24 protein-coding genes and 1 pseudogene are annotated in these 21,747 nt (G+C 36.8%); 15 read left to right on the top strand and 10 right to left on the bottom strand.

The annotated features are described in order from the left end of the window. Window positions 1-125: 125 nt before the first annotated feature. From ACI48O_RS21705 to ACI48O_RS21695, 3 genes are all read right to left on the bottom strand, one after another. Entirely contained in the window at window positions 126-590 is a 465-nt protein-coding gene (locus tag ACI48O_RS21705) for a YkyB family protein (protein ID WP_435563918.1), read from the bottom strand. 74 nt (window positions 591-664) lie between these two features. Beyond that, window positions 665-1,549, bottom strand: a complete 885-nt coding sequence (locus ACI48O_RS21700; RefSeq protein ID WP_435563917.1) for a metallophosphoesterase — start codon at window positions 1,547-1,549, stop codon at window positions 665-667. 225 nt (window positions 1,550-1,774) lie between these two features. Further along, window positions 1,775-2,533 (bottom strand): C39 family peptidase, encoded by a 759-nt coding sequence (locus ACI48O_RS21695; RefSeq protein ID WP_435563916.1) that lies wholly within the window; start codon window positions 2,531-2,533, stop codon window positions 1,775-1,777. A 134-nt stretch (window positions 2,534-2,667) separates the two neighbouring features. On the opposite strand from ACI48O_RS21695, the gene ACI48O_RS21690 reads away from it, so the two are divergent. The 4 genes and pseudogenes from ACI48O_RS21690 to ACI48O_RS21675 all read left to right on the top strand — a co-directional run bounded on the left by ACI48O_RS21690 (window position 2,668) and on the right by ACI48O_RS21675 (window position 5,624). Next, a complete protein-coding gene (locus tag ACI48O_RS21690) occupies window positions 2,668-3,882 on the top strand; it encodes an EAL domain-containing protein (protein ID WP_435563915.1) in 1,215 nt (404 codons plus the stop codon). 64 nt (window positions 3,883-3,946) lie between these two features. Beyond that, window positions 3,947-4,186 carry a hypothetical protein gene (locus tag ACI48O_RS21685; protein ID WP_435563914.1) on the top strand — a complete coding sequence of 80 codons (240 nt, stop codon included), beginning with the start codon at window positions 3,947-3,949 and terminating at the stop codon, window positions 4,184-4,186. Between the two features lie 494 nt (window positions 4,187-4,680). Continuing rightward, window positions 4,681-4,887: pseudogene (locus ACI48O_RS21680) on the top strand (hypothetical protein); the annotation flags it as partial. A 125-nt stretch (window positions 4,888-5,012) separates the two neighbouring features. Beyond that, window positions 5,013-5,624: a DUF3993 domain-containing protein gene (locus tag ACI48O_RS21675; protein WP_435563913.1), complete on the top strand. Its 612-nt coding sequence runs from the start codon at window positions 5,013-5,015 to the stop codon at window positions 5,622-5,624. A gap of 50 nt (window positions 5,625-5,674) precedes the next feature. On the opposite strand, the gene ACI48O_RS21670 is transcribed toward ACI48O_RS21675, so the two are convergent. The 4 genes from ACI48O_RS21670 to ACI48O_RS21655 form a co-directional block, all read right to left on the bottom strand. Further along, entirely contained in the window at window positions 5,675-6,541 is an 867-nt protein-coding gene (locus ACI48O_RS21670) for a DUF421 domain-containing protein (protein WP_435563912.1), read from the bottom strand. Window positions 6,542-6,605: 64 nt separating this feature from the next. Further along, the gene (locus tag ACI48O_RS21665; protein ID WP_435563911.1) at window positions 6,606-6,809 is read right to left on the bottom strand and encodes a DUF1657 domain-containing protein; all 204 of its coding nucleotides are present in this window, start codon (window positions 6,807-6,809) and stop codon (window positions 6,606-6,608) included. Window positions 6,810-6,949: 140 nt separating this feature from the next. Continuing rightward, the gene (locus ACI48O_RS21660) at window positions 6,950-7,189 is read right to left on the bottom strand and encodes a glutaredoxin family protein (protein WP_435563910.1); all 240 of its coding nucleotides are present in this window, start codon (window positions 7,187-7,189) and stop codon (window positions 6,950-6,952) included. Between the two features lie 26 nt (window positions 7,190-7,215). Next, window positions 7,216-8,172, bottom strand: a complete 957-nt coding sequence (locus ACI48O_RS21655) for an MBL fold metallo-hydrolase (protein ID WP_435563909.1) — start codon at window positions 8,170-8,172, stop codon at window positions 7,216-7,218. 176 nt (window positions 8,173-8,348) lie between these two features. Between ACI48O_RS21655 and ACI48O_RS21650 the strand changes: the two genes are divergently transcribed. From ACI48O_RS21650 to ACI48O_RS21615, 8 genes are all read left to right on the top strand, one after another. Then, window positions 8,349-8,585, top strand: coding sequence for a YkuJ family protein (locus tag ACI48O_RS21650; RefSeq protein WP_435563908.1), 237 nt, complete (start codon window positions 8,349-8,351; stop codon window positions 8,583-8,585). Window positions 8,586-8,893: 308 nt separating this feature from the next. Next, a complete protein-coding gene (gene cbpB / locus ACI48O_RS21645) occupies window positions 8,894-9,322 on the top strand; it encodes a cyclic-di-AMP-binding protein CbpB (protein WP_435563907.1) in 429 nt (142 codons plus the stop codon). Window positions 9,323-9,400: 78 nt separating this feature from the next. Then, window positions 9,401-10,918: an MDR family MFS transporter gene (locus tag ACI48O_RS21640; RefSeq protein ID WP_435563921.1), complete on the top strand. Its 1,518-nt coding sequence runs from the start codon at window positions 9,401-9,403 to the stop codon at window positions 10,916-10,918. Window positions 10,919-10,953: 35 nt separating this feature from the next. After that, entirely contained in the window at window positions 10,954-11,838 is an 885-nt protein-coding gene (locus ACI48O_RS21635) for a LysR family transcriptional regulator (RefSeq protein ID WP_435563906.1), read from the top strand. Between the two features lie 69 nt (window positions 11,839-11,907). Then, window positions 11,908-12,618, top strand: coding sequence for a 2,3,4,5-tetrahydropyridine-2,6-dicarboxylate N-acetyltransferase (gene dapD, locus ACI48O_RS21630; protein ID WP_435563905.1), 711 nt, complete (start codon window positions 11,908-11,910; stop codon window positions 12,616-12,618). A 63-nt stretch (window positions 12,619-12,681) separates the two neighbouring features. Further along, the gene (locus ACI48O_RS21625; protein ID WP_435563904.1) at window positions 12,682-13,809 is read left to right on the top strand and encodes an N-acetyldiaminopimelate deacetylase; all 1,128 of its coding nucleotides are present in this window, start codon (window positions 12,682-12,684) and stop codon (window positions 13,807-13,809) included. A gap of 282 nt (window positions 13,810-14,091) precedes the next feature. Beyond that, the gene (locus ACI48O_RS21620; RefSeq protein WP_435563903.1) at window positions 14,092-14,634 is read left to right on the top strand and encodes a peroxiredoxin; all 543 of its coding nucleotides are present in this window, start codon (window positions 14,092-14,094) and stop codon (window positions 14,632-14,634) included. A 127-nt stretch (window positions 14,635-14,761) separates the two neighbouring features. Beyond that, window positions 14,762-15,421, top strand: a complete 660-nt coding sequence (locus tag ACI48O_RS21615; protein ID WP_435563902.1) for a potassium channel family protein — start codon at window positions 14,762-14,764, stop codon at window positions 15,419-15,421. A gap of 39 nt (window positions 15,422-15,460) precedes the next feature. Here the strand turns inward: ACI48O_RS21615 and rnjA are convergent, their stop codons facing one another. Together rnjA and ACI48O_RS21605 are read right to left on the bottom strand one after the other, a co-directional pair. Continuing rightward, window positions 15,461-17,128, bottom strand: a complete 1,668-nt coding sequence (rnjA, locus tag ACI48O_RS21610) for a ribonuclease J1 (RefSeq protein WP_435563901.1) — start codon at window positions 17,126-17,128, stop codon at window positions 15,461-15,463. A gap of 3 nt (window positions 17,129-17,131) precedes the next feature. Next, on the bottom strand, window positions 17,132-17,344 hold the full coding sequence (locus ACI48O_RS21605; RefSeq protein ID WP_435563900.1) for a DNA-dependent RNA polymerase subunit epsilon: 213 nt from the start codon (window positions 17,342-17,344) through the stop codon (window positions 17,132-17,134). A 627-nt stretch (window positions 17,345-17,971) separates the two neighbouring features. Between ACI48O_RS21605 and ACI48O_RS21600 the strand changes: the two genes are divergently transcribed. Next, window positions 17,972-18,745, top strand: coding sequence for a Cof-type HAD-IIB family hydrolase (locus ACI48O_RS21600; RefSeq protein WP_435563899.1), 774 nt, complete (start codon window positions 17,972-17,974; stop codon window positions 18,743-18,745). A gap of 60 nt (window positions 18,746-18,805) precedes the next feature. On the opposite strand, the gene def is transcribed toward ACI48O_RS21600, so the two are convergent. After that, window positions 18,806-19,360 carry a peptide deformylase gene (gene def, locus ACI48O_RS21595; RefSeq protein WP_435563898.1) on the bottom strand — a complete coding sequence of 185 codons (555 nt, stop codon included), beginning with the start codon at window positions 19,358-19,360 and terminating at the stop codon, window positions 18,806-18,808. Window positions 19,361-19,558: 198 nt separating this feature from the next. Between def and ACI48O_RS21590 the strand changes: the two genes are divergently transcribed. After that, window positions 19,559-20,215, top strand: coding sequence for a YkyA family protein (locus ACI48O_RS21590; protein ID WP_435563897.1), 657 nt, complete (start codon window positions 19,559-19,561; stop codon window positions 20,213-20,215). A 416-nt stretch (window positions 20,216-20,631) separates the two neighbouring features. Continuing rightward, on the top strand, window positions 20,632-21,744 hold the full coding sequence (gene pdhA, locus ACI48O_RS21585) for a pyruvate dehydrogenase (acetyl-transferring) E1 component subunit alpha (RefSeq protein WP_435563896.1): 1,113 nt from the start codon (window positions 20,632-20,634) through the stop codon (window positions 21,742-21,744). Window positions 21,745-21,747: the final 3 nt, after the last annotated feature.

The following is a 21,747-nucleotide window of genomic DNA, read 5'->3' as shown; positions in this document are numbered from 1 at the left end:
TTATATGAGCGTAGATACTTAAGTTATTGAACCGCCGTATACGAGAACCGTACGTACGGTGGTGTGAGAGGACGGGAATTAAATTTCCCTCCTACTCGATTAGAAAATTGATTTAAGATAGAAAGCTAAAAATAACTTTCACCTAGCCGCTTAAACTGAGGCTGGCGTGGTTTTGGTTTCTGTTTACTAGGAGCTTCGTTTTCACGAATACCAGTATAGGTTTGCAATAAAAGTTTGGCTGCTGTTAGAGGAAGTCTTGCTTTAGGATTCTTTACGTGATCATCCAATTTCCCTAAATGTGGGAGAGAACTGAAATCTTCTTTTGAAGGGGGAATATGAAATGAATAATTTCCACTTACAACGAGCACATCTGATTGCTGCTGGCTTAGCTTTGGGTTTGCAGAAAAATGGAGCCCAACCTTTTTGGCCTTACCTTCGCGCAGCATTTTCTTTAGAGCTTCATGCTTAAGTTTATACAAATATTTTGGGTTTGGAGCGGTTTTAGCGTGCCGATTGACAATGAAGATTGCTTGTGAGAGGTTTTCAACTGTCGGAATCAGTTTTTGAGGACGATCGCTTTCCTGCTTCAATGTTAAGATCTCCTTTCAATAATTATAATTTATTATACCCTTTTTATGTTTAGATAAGAAACAAAAACATTAAACTAGGAAAGCTTATCCTCCGAAGTGAGTTGAAAAACTGTTAATTCGGGCTGTGATAAAAAACGGAAAGGAAGTCTTGTTGTTCCAATTCCTCTATTAACATAAAGTGTTAACGAATGGTTTTGATTCTCTAAATGGTAAAGCCCTTCGTTATATTTCTCAGCATATGGTGGAGTTACAAGTGCACCTGCAAAGGGAATTTTAATTTGCCCTCCATGACTATGACCACTTAATTGCCAATCAATACCATATTTAAGAGCAAGGTCGGCTATATCAGGTGCATGGCTAAGCAACATCTTAAAGGTATCTGAGGGTACATTGGCCATAGTTGTGTCAAAATTGGGCTTGCCAAGCATTGCATCATCGATTCCGATAATTTGAATGCTGCTCTCGTCATTCAATTCTATTGTTACGGAATCATTTTTAAGTACTTGGAAGCCAGACTGTGTCATAATGGAGTGATATAGTTCAGAACCGTAACCGCCGTGGTCATGGTTTCCATAAATGCAATATTTTCCTAATGGAGCTGATAACGAACTTAAAATAGGTGAAATCTGCACTCGTTCTTCATATTTATTAGGCTCATCCATTAAATCACCTGTAAACAGAATAATATCTGGAGATAACGAATTTATTTTTGCGATTAACCGTTCAAATTGTTTAATCGTATATTGGAACCCTAGGTGTGTATCACTAAATTGTACGATTTTACATCCATTAAAACCAGACGGGATTAGCGGGTGAGCAATTTTCTGCTCGGTTATTTTTAACATTTTTGTTTCAATGTCGCGGGCATAATAATAAATTCCAGTACCTGAACCAACACTGATTAGGGCAAACTGAATTAATTTTTTAAGGAAGGACCTTCTCGATACTTTCTTTGGCATTCTAAATACTCCCGTCAAATCATAAGTCTTTTTAATACTAGCAAAAAAAAGGATTAAAAAGAATAGAAAAGAATTAAAAATCCCTTTTCATACTGATGGGGGGGTCTATTCTCATGCTAAAATTGGTAATGGTGTTTCAATTGTAGCTACTTAAGATCAATCAGACAGTGTCAGCTTCTGCTCTTTGGCAAAAAAAAAGCCCCACATAAAGTGAGGAAAAATGAATTATTGATAACTAATCGCTCTTGATTGCAGCGCCTTCCAAGAAGCGATAAATTGCTGTTTATTAACAGGGTTTTGTTTTTTTCCTGATAAAGGGTCATTAATATATATGTTTTGTTCATCATAGCCAACTAACACTACTGCATGTAGATCAAGTGGAGTAGTAATGGTTTGATTGCCGTGCAACCAAGACTCTGGACGGTCCGGAAGGCGGAAATCTCCAGTTGTCCAAACTACAACCGGAAAGCCTTTAGCAATATGTTGTAATATCTCCTCAAAGGTCCGATTCGTTAAATTGACGGCTCTTCCGGGTAAATATCGATTAACCAGTACTTCCATTGGTTTGTCAAATACAGCATAGCCAGCTGTTCTTCCAGTCATATCACCTACAAAACCATCAGCTGGGTTTCCCCAACGTAAAATATCGCCAGAGCGTGATCTTTGAATCGGGTCAGGGTCTTTCTTAATGGCTGTAAACAATTCCATTTTATTGGTTTTTACACCTGCGTATTGAAGTACCATCGCCAGACTTGTTACTTCACAACCGTACTTTAATTCCGGATTCTGCCGAATCAATGGAACATCTAATAAATATTTATGGTTTACCACTTGGAGTGGGGTGGTTTGAGTATCATCCATATGCTGTACTTTGGCTGCTTGGTCTATTTTTGGTTTATTTTTTTCATGAATCGATTCTGCGGATAACTGGTGACTGCATCCGAGCAACGGTAAGAGAATCGCTACAAAAAGGTTTTTCTTCATTTTGTTTTGCCTTCTTCCTATTCAATTTCTTACCGGCTCTACATTATTTTTTGATTTTCAATCAGCATTTATGATGGTATTATGTTGCCATCGATGTTTAATTTATTAAAGGTTTGATCTTGGAGGTTTTTGTAATGGACGCATTGGATATCATCACTGATTTAGATAATGTTATACCCTTTTTTCAACCGATATTCAGTGCAGATGAGCACCGTGTAATTGGGTACGAAATATTAGGAAGATATAAAGGTAATGAAGAAATTGAATCATTAGGACCGTTTTTCCTGGATGATCAAATTCCAGATGAATATCGTCTTGAAGTTGATAATACAGTGTTATCAAAAGCTTTAGATATGGCAGTGGATCTTGATAAGGATGTGTTACTTTTTATAAATCGTGATGCTGATATTCTTATGCAAGATCACGGGGAACAGTTTTTACAGATGCTTCAGCAATATGAGGAAAAGGGAATCTCATTGAACCGGATTGTTTTGGAAATTTCAAAGCTCAACTATAAAGGGGAATTTGATCATTTAGATCATTTATTGAATTATTACAAAACATTTGGGATGAAAGTTGCCATCGATAATGTAGCTAATGACAATAATCAATTAGACCGTATTGGTCAATTGGGTCCTGATATTATTAAAGTGGACTTAAAAGCGCTAAGATCTACGGCAACTGGTCCAGCTTTTCAGGATGTTTTGTATTCTCTTTCGTTATTGGCTAGGAAAATCGGTGCCACCTTGTTATTTGAAAATATAGAAATGGTTTTTCAACTTCAATTTGCATGGAAAAATGGCGGTCGATATTATCAAGGCTTTTATTTATGCACACCTTGTGATCATTTTGTTGGCCGAGACATACTTAAAGACCGTTTGAAAAATGAATTTCATTCCTTCATTGTAAGTGAAAAGAAAAAATTGGAATCCCTATACTCCATGACAGAAAATTTTCAAGTTACGATGCAGGAATATTTAACAAGATACCGGAAAATTATTGATTATGAAGAACTGTTGAAGGCTTTAGTCAAGCATATGAATGATATCGCTTTTCGCGTATATATTTGTGATGAGGACGGATTTCAAAAAACTCCAAATTTCTTTTTTACTGGTGGAGAATGGAAAATTCAACGGGAATATTTACAAAAAAATTGGAGCTGGCGCCCTTATTTTCTCGAAAATATAATAAAGATGAGATATGAACAAAAGGGAATCTTATCCGATCTTTATAGTGATATTGAAACGGGGGAAACTATTCGAACTTTTTCCTATCCTGTGAATGCTAATGATTATTTGTTTATTGATTTTTCATATAGCTTCTTATATCAGCATGATGGATTGCTATAACTAGGACAAAATGAATAAAAAACCATGCAACGCGGAACTTTAAATTTAAAGGAGTGAGTCTTGCATGAGTTCGTTAATAAATTTATTATTGGGGTTGGCAATGGCGATTCTGGCTTTGTCACTAATATACACAATGATACTAGCCAGAGGTCAGAAGGCTTTGAAGGGTGAGCTGGATACAAAGATCCCCCATTCCGTTCAAGAGCATGCTTATATAAGAAATCCCGTTTTTTTAACATATGCCATCTTTTTTGTCTTGATAATTTTAATCATTGTCTACTTTGCAGGAACAAATAATTGGTAAAGACCTCAATGAGGATTTCAGATTGTCGAGAAAAGGCTTTTTCTCGGCAATTTTTTATTTTGTCTAAATTAAATATACCGATTAAATCTTAATAACCTGCTAATGGCCTGTTGATTTCCGCTCCGGGCACTCGCTTTCCGCGGGGAGCTCCTGGAGCCTCCTCGGCGCTTGGAGCGCCTGCGGGGTCTCCAGTGACCTCTCTTTCCCGCAGGAGTCGAGTGCCCTCCGCTGCAATCAACAGGGAGGCAAATCAATCTAAAAGATTGCAACACACTTTTTCTAACCCTGCTGAGTGTGTTGCAATCTTTTTTATATTTTGGCAGCTCACTTGCCTCATCATTTTTTTTTTAAAAAATAAATAGTTCTGCTGCCATTATCCTCACATAATAAGGACGAATTTTATTTAGAAGAGGAAAATTAATATATTGTACTTAATTTTTATTATTTATTGGTGAGTGGAAGATCTGTATTGAAACCTCACAGTTGATTGGAGCGGAAGGTGCGAAGACTCCTGCGGGAGAAGCGGGACAGGTGAGACCCCGCAGGAGCGTTAGCGACGAGGAGGCTCACCGCCCGCCCCGCGGAAAGCGAAGCACCTGGAGCGGAAATCAACAGGCCCATTTGCAGGTCAATCACAAATTAGTTTTTTGATTCTAATAAAATTTAAAAAATGCTGGAAAATATCAAAGGACCTCATCTGAGGTCTTTTTTGTATTTCTGACTTTTTGTGTCAAATTATGAAAGTATTTAACGAACGAATTTTTCGTAAAATAGGAATATTAATTGATACAATGAAGACATAGAGTGTAATTGGAGGTGGCAAGCAATGAAAAGAAATATTTTGAAAGTATTTTTTTTATCTGTTTCTCTACTGTTACTCCCAGCACATACATATGCAAATGAAACGGTCTACAACCGTGATTTCATCTTGGACTTTTTAAAAGAGGCATTTCATGCTCAAGTTGCTTTGAGCGAAAAGGACCGGAGTCTTGAAGAAGTAAACGCGCTGCTGTCACCATATTTTACTAAAGACTATATAAATTTGTTTTTAGAAGAAAACCTAGTTGAGGATAATGGAAAATATTTTACACTCGGAACAGATTTTGCACTCTATTACATTCCGTTTTTTCATTTTTCACCAAAAACAAAAATAGTTTCTAAGGATAATGAAATATACGTATTTGAATTTTTCCCAGGCAATAATGAAGGACCAGTTAGCTATGAAAGCCATTATGAAGGAGTTCTTTTAAAGGAAGTCAATGGAGATTTAAAAGTTGTGGAATATCTTTTCACTGTTCCGGATGAAATAATCAAGCTAGAAAAAACGCCAAAAAAGGGAACTTCACTTGGAAAAACAGAGAGCCAAAGCTTACCACAATTTCTTTTTACAAGGTTTACAATAAATTATCCACTTGACCTTTTTTCATTTTTTAAATAAAGCAAGCTCCAGTACCTAGTCGAATTATCTGACTGGTCCTGGAGTTTTTCTTATTTTAAATACGGTGTTAACTTATCAATCTGTCCTTTAATTTTTTCAGCATTTTTTAGATACATTTGTTTTCCTGTTTCCGAATCCGTTTCTAACGCAAAAGCTTCGAGATCGGCTTGGCATTTTTTAATCATTGCCAAGAGCATAGGACGTTCCTGTGGTGCAGGAATCGTTAGTTTATCATCGTAAATATCGATGGTTAAATCCCCATAGGAATTGACTTGTCCGCAAAATACATTATCTAATGTAACGCCTTGCTTTGCTAATTCGATAGAAAGCCAGCCGCGATCCTTACCGGTAGACGATAGTGCATTATCAAGAATTTGTCCGTCCATAATAACCGTTTGCGGCTCTTTATCATTTGCTACATTTAGATTTAGATCCTTTGGCGTAAGGGGGCGATATTCCTTTTTAAGAAGTACACTTAAATCTCCATTTGGTTCAAGAACAGCAAATTCTACCTCGGCAGTATTAAAAACATTTTTTCCTCGAAGTAGGGATTGCAAATCATCTAATGTGTACTTCTCCTTTTTTAAATTATCCTCCAATATCTTTCCATCTTTTATTAACGGGCTACTTTTGCCTTCAACCATATCCCTGAATTTTTTGCTTTTTAAGGTAATGTAATCTACCAAATAAGTGATAGCACCGAACACTAAGATAGCAAGAACACCGTGCATTATATTTCGATCCAAACCCATGATTACTTCACCAGCAATACTACCAATGGTAATCCCTGAAATATACTCAAAAAAAGTAATTTCTGAAATTTGTTTTTTCCCTAGCATTCTTGTTATAAAGATTAAAATAAGGATATATAAAAATGACCGAAAGATAATAAGAGTCCACTCTGGAAAATTTTGCACCTTTTGTCACCTCATTTCCTAAAAATAAAAATGAAGGTTGGCAAAAGCCAACCATATGAACATCTCATTGCTTATATTGCGGTTCTTCCTGCTCGATTTGCGCTAATCTAGGTTCAATACTGTCAATAATGGATTGAGTTTGCTTTGCTGCATTTTGGTAAAGGTGCTTGGCGTTTTTATCTTCTGTTCCTAATGCAAATGTTTCTAGGCTTGCTTGAACGCTTTTTAAACTAGCAATAGCAGTTTTAACTTGAGTTCCTACTGTCATCGTCTGTCATCCTTCTTTCGTATTTGATTTAAGCTTACTTAAAGTATTTTTTCATTTTTTTATAAACTTATGTATGTTTATAGTGAGGAACAGTGTAAAAAGGTAAACAAAAAGCTGACTCAAACTTGAGTCAGCTACATTTATTCTTTAATATTAAGGGCTTCCATTAATGCTTTTATATCAAACCCGCGGATTACCTGTTCATCGATCACGATGGTTGGGGTAGAATAGGATTGATATTTGTTGATAAGATCATTACGAGCTTTTTTATCTGTTTTAATATTTTTTTCTAAATAAGCAAATCCGTATTCCTTTAGAAATTTTTTTACTATTTCACAAGGCGGACACTCCGGTTGGGAGTACAAAATAATTTCTTTCAAAAAGTTTCCTCCAAATATCCATTAAATTAGTTTCTTGATTTTCTGTCGAGAAAGTCAATTAGACCCTTTGAGCAAATATCAATATCCAGTTTAATCACTTCATAAGCAGGGTGATCTTCTGCGATTCCTTTTGTTTGAATATAATCGGATACTTGCGCAAGAATTTTTTGGATGGTTGCTTCAACGCGGGTCTCAAACTTTGTGTGTTGTTGATAAGCTTGCTCTGCAGCTTCCACGAAAATATTTAACCACATCCTAACTTGGCTGTAAACTTCATTTGGACGTGTTGACATTCCATAATGACCAAAATAAATACGATCCAAGTTCATTTCTTCAAATTTTAATAGAGATTCCCGCATTTTTTCTGGATCAAATTGATTAGGGGATGTTGATGGTAAATATAATTCAACGCCATCACGTTTTAGCTGTGGATAAAATACTCCCGCCGTGTCACCGGTAAATATTCCGTTGCCGGAAGGATAATATATACTGAAATGGTGATTAGCGTGTCCAGGTGAATCGAAAAAAGTTAATGAACAGTTCGGACCAATTTTTAATTGGTCTTGATCATTCATTACGATGAGTCGATCGGTTGGAATCGGAAGGATTGGGTCAAAGAGCTCAGAAAACTTTTCCCCATAAACCGCTTGCGCGCCAGCAATTAAGCGGGAAGGATCAGCAAGGTGTCTCGCCCCTTTAGGATGTACAACGACAGTTGCATTAGGACAGTGTTGAAGCAAAAGTCCTGCTCCTCCAGCGTGATCTAAATGAATATGGGTAACAATAATGTACTTAATATCTTCTGGAGCAAGCTGTAAATCCTTTAACCCTTGAAGTAAATAAGGAATAGATGGACTTGCTGATGTTTCAATAATCGTTAATTCTTCTTCGACTAACACGTAGGTACCTGTTCTTTCATGCCAGTTTAAATCGAAGTCATCAATTAAGAAAAGTTTTTCTGCTAATTGTTGGGGTTTTGACAAAAAATCACTTCCTTTGCAACCTTTTACTTGTACTATGTCTCTCATTATTTTATTCTGTTAATGTTGGCATGTAAAGAAAAATGGAGAGAATTTTCTGAATTCAATCCATTTGGATAGAATCATGTCAGATGAGAAAACTATAGTAAATGTATGTTTTCGTCGAAAGGAGAGGGAGCATGTCACAGCTTCAAGGTATATTAACTAGGTTGAAGAACCTCCATGAACAGGCAAATGGAGGTGAACCAGCGCAACGCTTTTTTGAGGTAAATGGCGAGAGAAAATGTCAGGTTACATACAATCCAAAATCATCAACCTTTGAACTTGAAATATACAATGAGAAGGAAAAACCAAAGCGCTATCAGTTTGATAACATTGATATGATTGCCATTGAAATTTTTGATTTAATTCAGTAAAAAGAAAAGGGACCGAGAAGGTTCCTTTTCCTATTTTATCAAATAAAAAAAGTTGTAAAAATAAATGAGTGTCTAGCTCCATCGCCCAGCGCCTAGTGGACTTCGCCCACCTCCCTACGATAAGTCAACATCGAATCGCTTTCGCTCTTCGTGTTTCCTTTATCTCAGTCGATGTGCTCCAGTCCTGTCGTGCGCTACCCGGGCGCTTCCGCTTTTCTATCAGCTTTTCGACTTTCTCACAGGGAAAAATCCGGAAATCTATGGTAAAATGAGAAGGATTCAAATCAAAGATGAGGAGATTTTCGGAAATGATCAAACTTCATGGGGATGAGTTTTCAGAGCTAACAATCAAGAATCTTTTAATACCTTCTGAACGTGTGGCTCATGTACAAATCGGAAATAATTTAGAACATGCTCTTTTAGTGTTAACCAAAAGTGGATATTCCGCTATTCCTGTTTTAGATCCTGCTTATAAGTTGCATGGTTTAATTAGCACTCCGATCATTATGGAATCGATCTTGGGCCTAGAAAGAATAGAATTTGAAACGTTGGAAAATAAACGTGTTGAAGAGGTAATGGTAGTAGATATTCCGAGATTAACGACTGAGTCAAGTTTACAGGCAAGTATTTCACTATTAGTCGATCATCCATTTTTATGTGTTGAAGATAAGGATGGGGTTTTTGAAGGAATCCTGACAAGACGAGCGATATTAAAAAAATTACATACAGTTAAATAACAGGTAATTTAAACTTAAAGCTCCTAAATTGTTGGAGCTTGTTTTTTCGGTGGGGAATTTGTGAGTCGAGGTGGAGCAATGGAAGATGTTTATAAAAAGCATTTGCCAAAACAAAAAGGAAGTAAACAAACGAAACGTCCATTTGTATTAGCTGCTATCATGCTGGCAATGTTTATGGGGGCAATTGAAGCGACGATTGTATCAACAGCAATGCCCGACATCGTAGCCGAACTTGGTGGATTTACGCTATATAGTTGGGTCTTTTCTGCCTATTTGCTAATGAATTCTGTGACAGTCCTCATTTATGGGAAATTAGCAGATCTTTTTGGTCGAAAACCGATTCTACTTTTTGGGATTACCTTCTTCTTAATTGGATCCATTCTTTGTGGCTTCGCTGATACTATGGAAATGCTCATTATCTATCGCTTTATTCAAGGCTTTGGGGCAGGAGCTGTTACCCCTATTGCTACAACAATCGTTGGAGATATTTATACAACGGAAGAAAGGGCAAAGATTCAAGGATATCTGGCGAGTGTTTGGGGAATTTCGGCGATTATGGGCCCGGCGCTAGGAGGCTTCCTTGTACAATTTGTAAGCTGGCGATTCGTATTTTGGATCAATGTACCGCTCGGACTTTTATCGATGATTGTATTATGGCTGTTTCTTCATGAATCGATTGAGAAAAAGAAGCGAGAGATCGACTATATCGGTGCAATTCTAATATCAGTAGCGATTAGCTCTGTAATGGTTGTACTGGTGCAAGGAGGAACCAATTGGAATTGGTTATCAACTAAGGTAGCTGGACTTCTCTTTCTCGGTTTGCTGTCCTTTGCTTTATTTATATGGCAAGAAAAACGTGCTCCTGAGCCTGTGATGCCATTTGCTATTTGGAAAGAACGTTCTATCTTTATCGCGAATATGGCTTCTTTAAGTACAGGGATTATGCTAATTGGGATTTCAAGTTTTCTCCCCGCTTTTGTGCAAGGAGTGATGGAGCAGTCTCCGATTATCGCAGGATTCACTCTTACAACGATGTCAATCGGCTGGCCGATTGCATCCACTATTTCAGGAAGATTGATTATTAAATACGGATTTAGGAATACGTCCATTATTGGTGGTATCTCGTTAATTCTCGGCAGTGCAATGTTTATTATGTTAAAACCGGAGCTGGGTCCAATATGGGCAGCGGCGGGGTCATTTTTTATAGGGGTTGGAATGGGTTTAACAAGCACCGCTTTCATCGTCTCTATTCAAAGCACTGTTAGTTGGGAACAACGAGGTATTGCTACAGCCGCGAATATGTTTATGAGAAACCTAGGAAATACTGTTGGTGCAGCATTGCTCGGCGGAATCTTAAATAGTCAATTGTTTCATTTTTTACAAGCTCAACAAGAAACCGAAAAGTTAACAGTTGATTCAATTAATAGTCTATTAAATGAAAATGAACGAGATCGTTTGGCTGAAAACGTAAAGCTGCTTTTGCAGGAGGGATTAACATTATCGCTGCATACTGTCTATTTTGTTGTATTTATAATTGCGATTCTAAGCTTAATATTTATGATGTTTTTACCCAAAAAGTCAGCTAGTGCCAAATAACGATCCATAAAATTAATCATTAAAGGAGTATACGAGTGTCCTCTTTATCAGAATTTCATTTTCTGTCAGTTTTAGCCCAAGAAATGAATATGAGAAGGGCTGCAGAGCGTTTATTTGTTTCGCAGCCGGCTTTATCACAGCGGTTGCAAACCATTGAAAAGGAATGGGGAACAAAATTATTTGTACGCTCTCAAAAAGGATTAACCTTAACACCAGCAGGGGAAACAGTTATCAAATTTGTCAACGATGTTTTGGATAAAGAAGAAAAAGTGCGGGAATCCATCCATGCAATGAATTCACAAGTTCATGGTACTTTGAAAATTGCAGTTGCTTCTATCGTTGGTCAAAACTGGCTTCCAATCGTGTTAAAGAAATTTGTAAATCGCTATCCTCAGGCTAAAATATCATTAATAACCGGCTGGAGCAGTGAAATATTAAAATCGATGTATGAAGACCAAGCCCATATAGGCATTATCCGTGGGACACCTGATTGGAAAGGTGTAAAGGTCCATTTGTTTGAGGATAATCTTTATTTAGTTGATACTGAAATCAATCGGCTCGAACAAGTGTTAGAAACGGATCGCCCGTTTATCCAATTCAAAAGTGATTCAAACTATTATCAGGAGATCCACAATTGGCTACACCGGAAATTTCAAACCCTTCCAAGAAGAACGATCGTCGTTGATCAAATTGAAACTTGTAAGCAAATGACTTTAAATGGGATTGGCTATGCGATCCTACCGGGCATAACCTTAAATGGTACAGAGAAGAATATATTTAAGATACCCCTAATGGATGAAAATGGGAAGCCGATTAAAAGGGATACTTGGCTCCTAGGTTATGAATCAGCTTTTCAGCTTAAACAAGTACAAGCTTTTGTAGAGTTGATTCAAGAACATATTTCCGAAGATGTCGAGTAGTGTTTTTCTTGTCTTAAAAACAGTTGTCTGATAAATTGTTTGTATATGTACATAAAGGAGGAACTTTCCATGAAAATGATGGATGCAAATGAAATTATCTCATTTATTCAAAACAGTAAAAAAGCTACCCCTGTAAAGGTTTATGTTAAAGGGGACCTAACTGGAATAGATTTTGGTGCAAATTCTAAAACATTTATTAATGGTAATTCTGGAGTTGTGTTTGGTGAGTGGAGTGAAATCAATCCAATTTTAGAAGCGCATCAAGCACAAATCGAAGATTTTGTTGTTGAGAATGATCGTCGAAATTCTGCTATTCCCCTACTGAATATGAAAAATATTAAAGCTCGTATTGAGCCAGGGGCATTAATTCGTGAACATGTCGAAATCGGTGACAATGCTGTCATTATGATGGGAGCCGTTATTAATATTGGTTCTGTCATTGGAGAAGGCACAATGATTGATATGAACGCTGTTTTAGGTGGGCGTGCTACAGTAGGAAAGAACTGCCACGTTGGCGCAGGAGCAGTACTTGCAGGCGTTATCGAGCCCCCTTCAGCGACTCCGGTTATTTTAGAGGATAATGTACTAATTGGAGCAAATGCCGTTGTATTAGAAGGTGTTCGTATCGGGGAAGGTTCAGTAGTTGCTGCTGGTGCAATTGTAACGGCTGATGTTGAACCGTATACAGTTGTTGCTGGAGCACCTGCTCGTTTCATCAAGAAAATTGATGATAAAACAAAATCTAAAACTGAAATAATGATGGAGCTTCGTCAATTGTAAAATGGTAGGAGCAAAAAGCGTGGGTCCCAGATCCGCGCTTTCTTTAGAGAGGAGACCAATACGATGTCATTATACCCTTTTGTGCAAATTAGGAGAGACCTGCATCAAATACCTGAACTGGGATTTCAAGAGTTTAAAACGCAGGGATACTTACTTAATTACTTACACGGTTTACCACAGGACAGACTTGAAATAAGAACATGGGAAACGGGTTTAGTCGTTAAAATTCAAGGGAGAGCGCCATCGCAAACCATCGCTTATCGGACCGACATTGATGGGCTGCCGATTACAGAAGAAACTGACCTCGAGTTTAAGTCTCAGCACCTGGGGAATATGCACGCATGCGGGCATGATTTTCATATGAGTATTGCTTTAGGGGTACTTACCTATTTCGTTGAAAATCCAATAGATGATCATCTAGTATTTATCTTCCAGCCGGCAGAAGAGGGACCAGGCGGTGCTGAACCGATGTTAAATTCAGATTGTCTTAGTGGATGGCACCCAGATTTGATATTTGCACTTCATATCGCACCTGAATACCCTGTTGGAACAATTGCCATTAAACCTGGTTTGCTTTTTGCTAATACCTCTGAATTATTTATTGATTTAAAAGGTAAAGGTGGACATGCTGCCTATCCGCATCATACAAACGATATGGTAGTGGCCGCATGCTCGTTAGTAACCCAGCTTCAAACGATTGTTGCTAGAAATGTGGATCCCCTAGATAGTGCAGTGATTACGATTGGGAAGATTGCCGGGGGAACTGTCCAAAATATTATCGCTGAAACAGCACGCCTAGAAGGGACGATTCGAACCCTGTCTGAAGAATCGATGGTTAAAGTAAAAGAACGGGTTCAGGCAGTTGTTAATGGAATTTCAACTGGCTTTCAGTGTGAAGCCGATATCGATTTTGGAGCCATGTATCACCAAGTGTATAACCAGCATGAATTAACCGAAGAGTTTATGGAGTATATGGAAAAACACTCTGATTTGACCGTTGTAGAGTGTAAGGAAGCGATGACCGGGGAAGATTTTGGGTATATGCTGAAGGAGATTCCTGGATTCATGTTTTGGTTGGGAGTCGAATCAGATTTTGGCTTGCACCATTCAAGGTTACTTCCTAATGAAGCTGCCATCGAAAAGGGGATAAATGGAATAATAAAGTACATTCAATATAAAGGAAATCGTTGATAAGACAAGGCTTATCATTTGGATTTGGCAAATTTGCGTGGTAAAATATACTAGTAAATTTGTTTGAATCCTCTTTTTTTTCTGTCTAATTTTGTTTAATAATTCTTTTAAGTGGATAAAACATTAAAGGCGCTCTTCATAGTTTGATGATAATTAATCCTTTTTTAAATTAATTATAATTTAATATTGACTAAAAAATAGAAACAACCTATAATTAAAAATGTGCTAAGGAAATCCATGAGGATTCAATCTTCATTTAAATTAAAATCGGAGGGATTAATAATGGCAGAACGTTTAGTAGGAAAACAAGCACCTCGTTTTGAAATGGATGCAGTATTACCTAACAAAGAATTTGGAAAAGTAAGCTTAGAAGAAAACATGAAAAATGATAAGTGGACAGTTCTTTTCTTCTATCCAATGGACTTCACTTTTGTATGCCCAACAGAAATCGTTGCTGTTTCTGACCGCTACGATGAGTTTGAAGACCTTGATGCTGAAGTAATTGGTGTATCAACTGATACCATCCATACTCACCTTGCATGGATTAAAACTGACCGTAAAGAAAACGGCCTTGGAGATCTTAGATATTCATTAGCTGCAGATACTAATCATGTTGTTTCACGTGAATACGGTGTCCTTATCGAAGAAGAAGGTATCGCACTACGCGGCTTATTCATTATCAGCCCAGAAGGCGAATTAATGTATGCAGTAGTTCACCACAACAATATCGGCCGTGATGTAGATGAAACATTACGTGTTCTTCAAGCATTACAAACTGGCGGTCTTTGCCCAGCTAACTGGCGTCCAGGACAAGCTACTCTATAATTTCTAATTTTAAATACTTACCAGAAAGGTTGACTTATTTTTAGTCAGCCTTTTTTTATTCTTCCAATTCTGTGCTAAAATAAGAAAAAAGTGAAACATAGAATAGTGTTACTTGGAGGACATAATTGTGAAAAAAGAGTTTGCTGTTATCGGATTAGGACGTTTCGGAGGAAGTATATGCCGTGCCCTTGCAGAACAAGGAATGGAAGTATTGGCAATTGATAATGATGAGGATTTAGTAAATGAATTTTCAACAATTGCATCTCATGCTGTCGTAGGAGATTGTACGGATGAACAAGTCTTAAAAAGTTTAGGAATAAGAAATTTTGATCACGTCATTGTTGCAATTGGAAATGATATTAAATCAAGTATATTAACAACGCTAATGTTAATTGAACTCGGAGTAACGAATATTACTGTAAAGGCACAAGATGATTATCATGAAAAGGTATTACGGAAAATAGGGGCAAATCATGTTGTCCATCCTGAAAGAGATATGGGAAGACGGATTGCCAATCATATCGCATCCAACAATGTTCTTGATTATCTGGAGCTATCAGAGGAACATAGTATTGTTGAGATAATAGCAAATCATAAGTTAAACGGTCACTCGATTATAGACTTAGATATTCGGGCAGAGTATGGGATTACCATCGTTGCGATTAAAAGAGGAAATAATATAATTGTCTCTCCTCAAGCAAATGAAGTCATTCAAACGGGTGATGTCCTTATCGTTATAGGAGCAGATGTAGATATTAATCGTTTCGAGAAAAAAGCAATGCATTAAATACATAAGGAAAGCCGGGCAAATGCCCGGCTTTTCATATTACACTTCCATGATAATCGGTAAAATCATTGGACGGCGTTTTGTTTTCTCATAAAGGAATGGAGCAAGTGTGTCTGTTATTTCATTCTTAATTTCTGACCATTGTGTCGTTTTGCGTTCCATTACTTTATTTAAATGCTTAGTAATTAAAACTTGTGCATCATTGATTAGATCACTTGATTCTCTCATATACACGAAACCGCGGGATATTAAATCTGGCCCTGCCGCAATCTTAAAGTCCTTCATATTGATGCTGACAACAACAATAACTAACCCTTCTTCAGACAAGATCCGTCGATCGCGTAGAACAATATTACCAATATCCCCAATTCCGCTACCATCAATATAAACATTACCAGAAGGGATTTTACCGGCTACTTGTGCAATGTTTTCTCCTAAAGCTAATACTTCACCATTATCCATAATGAAGCAATTTTCTTCAGGTACACCGCAGTCTACAGCTAATTTTACGTGCATTCTTTGCATCCGGTATTCACCATGAATAGGCATGAAATATTTTGGCTTAATTAATCGGAGCATTAATTTCTGTTCCTCTTGTCCGCCATGTCCAGAGGTGTGAATATCACTGAGAGGACCATGAATTACTTCTGCACCAGCTTTGAAAAGCATATTGATCGTTCTTGAGACACTAATTGTATTACCTGGAATAGGTGACGAAGAGAAAACAACCGTGTCCCCAGGGATGATTTGAATTTGACGATGAGTTCCATTGGCAATACGGGAAAGTGCTGCCATTGGCTCACCTTGGCTTCCTGTACATAAAATCGTTACTTTATTAGCAGGCATGCGGTTGATGGATTGGGCATCAATAAACGTATCTTTTGGTGCACGAATATAGCCTAAGTCCAACCCAATTTCAATTGCAGCTTCCATACTTCTCCCAAACACAGCAATTTTTCGGCCATTTAAAACTGCCGCTTCAGTTACCTGTTGAAGTCGGTGGATATTGGAAGCAAATGTTGCAAAAATAATTCTTCCGTCAACTTTACGGAAAATATCGTGGATACTTTCACCTACGCGACGCTCAGACATTGTAAAGTGTGGAATTTCACTGTTTGTACTATCTGATAAAAGACAGAGAACTCCCTCTTTACCGATTTCAGCCATCTTCGTTAAGTTTGCTGGCTCGCCTACAGGGGTAAAATCAAATTTAAAGTCTCCAGTGTGAACGACTTGTCCAGGCGGAGTTTTTACAACTATACCGTAGGAATCAGGAATACTGTGTGTGGTTCGGAAAAAGGAAACAGATGTCTTTCGGAATTTAATGATGTCTTCTTCTTTAATTTCATACAGCTTAGCATTTCTTAATAAACCGTGCTCTTCAAGTTTATTTCGAATCAATCCAAGGGCAAGTTTGCCGCCGTAGATTGGAATGTTAATTTCACGAAGGAGATATGGAATACCGCCAATATGGTCTTCGTGACCATGGGTAATAAACAAGCCTTTAATTTTTTCTTCATTTTTTATTAAATATGAATAATCTGGAATAACATAATCAATCCCAAGTAACTCATCTTCAGGGAATTTGATTCCAGCATCAATTAAAATTATTTCATCTTGGAATTGAACTCCGTAGGTGTTTTTTCCGATTTCCCCTAAACCACCGAGGGCAAACACGGCTGTTTGATCATTTTTTACAAATTTCATAAATTATCCAATCTCCAATACTTTAAAGTCTTCATTTTTTTGTTCATATTCTAAAAATGCACCTTGTACAGCTTCCACATACTCAATATTGTATGACTTATCTGCTAATTTTTTCCGTACATCTCGTTCAGAATCAGCTGTTACATAAAGAGTTTTTGTTTTCTCACGTACAGGTACCTGTAAATTTGATTCTTGAAAATAAACTTTATAAATCATGTTATTTCTCTCCTTAATTTCACTTTTTTATATAAAAATTGATACTTTAACATCTTCGTTAAAGTAATAATGCGTCCTCAATATAAAGTTGCAGCTTTTTCTTATTATATATAAGTTTAACAGGTTTTTCATGTTTTTTCTTAAGTTAACAAATTATTCATCGAAAGGAATGGTTTGGATAGGCTGTTAAGCTATGTAAAAGATTTATTAATTACCACTGTACAACAAGGAAGAAGCCCTTCGCAAGTTTGAAGGGCTCAAAAATTCACGCGATTGATTTTTTACGAAGTAAATCTTTCCACTGTTTTAAAAGCTTTTGTCTTAGCTTCTTTAACATAGTGGATCATCTCCTCACTTCTTATTTTAAACAATCCTTGTCCAAAGTAAAGTAAATATAGATCGTTTAAAAAAATGTCGTAAATTTCACAGTTCTTTCTTACTATTATATGTTGGATTTGTATGAATTTATCATGGATAAACATGGAAATGAACTTTTGCCCAATATGAAACGATAGAAAGGTTTATGAAGAAATTTGTCAAAAAGGTTCTTCGTGTTATTATACTACTTAAAAGATGTAAAAAATCTTTCCTACATAGAATCTACATCGTAAAGGAGATTGGCTAAAAGTGAATAAAATTATATTTTTTGATATTGATGGAACATTATTAGATCATGAAAAAAAGCTGCCTTTTAAAACAAAGCAGGCTGTCCAGCAATTGAAGGAAAATGGAGTATTTGTTGCGATTGCTACCGGCAGAGCACCATTTATGTTTGAATCGTTAAGAAAAGAGTTAGATATAGATTCATTTGTCTCTTATAATGGCCAATATGTCGTATTTGAAAATGAAGTAATTTATACTAACCCTTTAAATAATGATGAGTTAAAACGTCTCCACAACCATTCAGAGCAAAACGATCATCCATTAGTGTTTATGGATGAAAAAACGATGAAGGCGAGTGTTCCTCATCATTACTATATAGAAAAAAGTATGAGTAGTTTACAAATGGACCATCCAGAGCAAGATGAATCGTTCTATCATAATCGAGAAATTCTACAAGCGCTGCTGTTTGTTGAAGAGGAACATGAAGATCTCTATCAAGGGAATTACCCACATTTTAATTTTGTACGCTGGCATCCGTATTCAGTTGATGTTATCCCAAAGGGAGGATCGAAGGCAGAAGGGGTTAAAAGGATGGTAGAGCGAATTGGTTTCAAATTGGAAGATGTCTATGCCTTTGGTGATGGACTTAATGATATGGAAATGCTGAGTGCGGTTGGAACTGGGGTTGCAATGGGAAATTCCGTAAATGAATTAAAGCAACAGGCAGATTTTATCACAAAAGATGTCGATCAAGACGGAATATGGTATGGATTAAAGGAATTGGGACTAATTAAATAAGCAGTCTTAGAATTAATTTAGGGTAGCCAATCCGGTGGTATGGCTACCCTGTTTAATTATTTATCTTTCAATTTCAATTGAATTATCTGGACGATGGTGCGGATCTTGTTTATTAATGTGATCATAAAACATTACTCCGTGAAGGTGGTCAATTTCATGTTGGAACACGATAGCTGGTAATCCTTTTAACCGTAATTTAAGATCATTTCCGTCTAGATCTGTGGCTTTAACTGTAATTCTTGCATATCTGGGCACGAAACCGGGAATAGATTCATCGACGGAAAGACAGCCCTCTCCGGAAGATAGATAGGATTGCTCCACGGAATGACTAATAATTTTTGGGTTAAAGAGAGCGTAGCTGTACAGTTCGCCTTTTTCATCTCGAACATGAATCGCAATCATCTTTTTTGAAACGTTTATTTGAGGTGCTGCAAGTCCAATGCCGGGACGAAGACCATATTTTGCAGCAATTTCAGGATTTTGACTATTTTGAACAAACTCCATTAAACTAGCCAGTATTTGTTTGTCCTCATCTGAAGCGGGCAATGGCACATCCGCTGCCACTAGGCGTAATGTAGGATGTCCATCCCTAATAATATCTTCCATAGTTAGCATAATGAAAAAACACTCCTATATATTAATTTACTTCTACATGATTATTTCAACTTTGGCTTGAATTATTATTATCTGACTATGTAAGTAGTCTAACAAAGAATAGTAAAAAAGTTAACAATAAAAGCCGGTCAAGTACTATTGTCAAACGACTTTACAATCGATATAGTAAGTATTGGTAGCAGTTAGGGGGTAAAGCGATTGAGCATTCGGAAAATGAGTTTGGTTACTATTATATCATTCATTTTTTTCTTGTTAACCGGCTGTATTGGACAATCTACTGAAGAAAAAATGTTTGATATATTGGAGGATGTAGTAAAACAAGAAAAAAGCTTTGAAGAACAACAAGAGCCGTTAATGGAGCTTGAAAAGAAAGAGAGAGAACTATATAAAGAGATTAATTCTTTAGGAAGTCAGGATTATGATCAAATTGTAAAACTAGCTGATGAGGCTATATCAATGGTTTCTAACCGTAAGAAGCATATGGATACAGAACAAAAAAGTATAAAGTCCAGTGAAGACAAATTCAAAAGTTTTTCTGCAATGATACCCGAACTGAAGGATGCAGAGCTGAAAAATGAAGCAAAAGAATTAGATGAAATGATGAGCTCAAGATATAAGATTCATGATCAATTGTATGAATACTATTTATTAGGTATTAAATATGATACTGAATTATACCAAATGCTTAAAAATAAAGATGTTTCCCTAGAACAGTTAACAGACCAAGTAACAAAAATTAATAATACATATGATAAAGTTCTTCAAGCAAACGAGAAATTTAATGATAAGACAAAGAAATACAATGAAACGAAGCTGGCTTTCTACAAAAAAGCAGGATTAAGTGTTTCGAAATAATAATTACGTAACTAAGAATCGACATTATGTCGGTTCTTTTTTCATCTATAAGTTTATTATTTCTTAAAAGAATAGAAAAAAGTTATTTCACTAAAGTGATTTTTGTCACTTTATTATAACAACCGCCATTTTCTTCACCTTTTTATAATACAGATGAAGGATATTAGGTAATACAGTTTGGAAATAAAAAATGTGAACGAAATGTGAAAAACTTGAATCATTATGATTGACTTGCGTATTTTCGATGTTGTAAACTTAAAAACATAGAAAGTGTTGTATTAGTAAAAAATAAAAAATTAGTGATACAGAATTTGTCTTCGGTTGTCGATTATTATTCTATAAAGTTTTTGGGTATCCTAATTTTGATATGTTTAATGAATAATTATTTTCTCATATGAAAGGAAGAGGTGACTCTTATGGCTTCCAATACTAAGGAACAATTGGACGTGAAGAAACAGCTCGCAGCTGTAGAGGAACAATTTCAAACATTACAGATATTAAATGAAGAAGGCGATGTAGTGAATGAAGCTGCAATGCCGGAGCTAAGTGATGATCAATTACAAGAATTAATGCGAAGAATGGTATATACAAGAATTCTCGATCAACGTTCCATCTCCTTGAATCGTCAAGGACGGTTAGGCTTCTATGCTCCAACTGCTGGCCAAGAGGCTTCACAATTAGCATCACAATTTGCACTGGAAAAAGAGGATTTTATTCTACCTGGCTATCGTGATGTTCCGCAACTAGTTTGGCATGGATTGCCTTTATATCAAGCCTTTTTATGGTCAAGAGGTCATTATCAAGGGATGAATATTCCTGAAGGGGTAAACGTACTTCACCCGCAAATTATTATTGGTGCTCAATACGTGCAAGCTGCAGGTGTTGCCCTCGGAATGAAAAAGCGTGGAGCAAAAGCAGTTGCGATTACTTATACAGGAGACGGTGGAACTTCCCAAGGTGACTTCTATGAAGGAATGAACTTTGCAGGAGCGTTCAAAGCTCCGGCAATATTTATAGCTCAAAATAATCGCTTTGCCATTTCAACTCCTGTTGAAAAACAATCCGCTTCAAAGACACTAGCACAAAAGGCAGTGGCAGCTGGTATTCCTGGTATCCAGGTAGATGGCATGGACCCGCTAGCCGTTTATGCCGCAACTCACCAAGCACGTGAGCGTGCCATTAATGGTGAGGGGCCAACATTAATTGAAACATTAACGTACCGTTACGGTCCTCATACAATGGCTGGAGATGATCCAACTCGTTATCGTACGGCAGACCTTGATAATGAATGGGAAAAGAAAGATCCTCTTGTTCGTTTCCGTAAATTCCTTGAGAAGAAGGGGCTTTGGAGCGAGGAAAAGGAAAGTGAAGTAATTGAAGCAGCAAAAGAAGATATTAAAGAGGCAATCAAAAAAGCAGACGCTGCTCCTAAACAAAAGGTAACAGATCTAATGTCCATTACGTATTCAGACATGCCTTATAACTTAAAAGAACAATATGAAATATATAAAGCAAAGGAGTCGAAGTAGACA

The sequence above is a fragment of the Neobacillus terrisolis genome, from assembly GCF_051233475.1.
Lineage (GTDB): Bacteria > Bacillota > Bacilli > Bacillales > Cytobacillaceae > Bacillus_BU.
The sequence above is the reverse complement of the archived record's forward strand: the minus strand, read 5'-3'. Positions and strand labels throughout refer to the sequence as shown.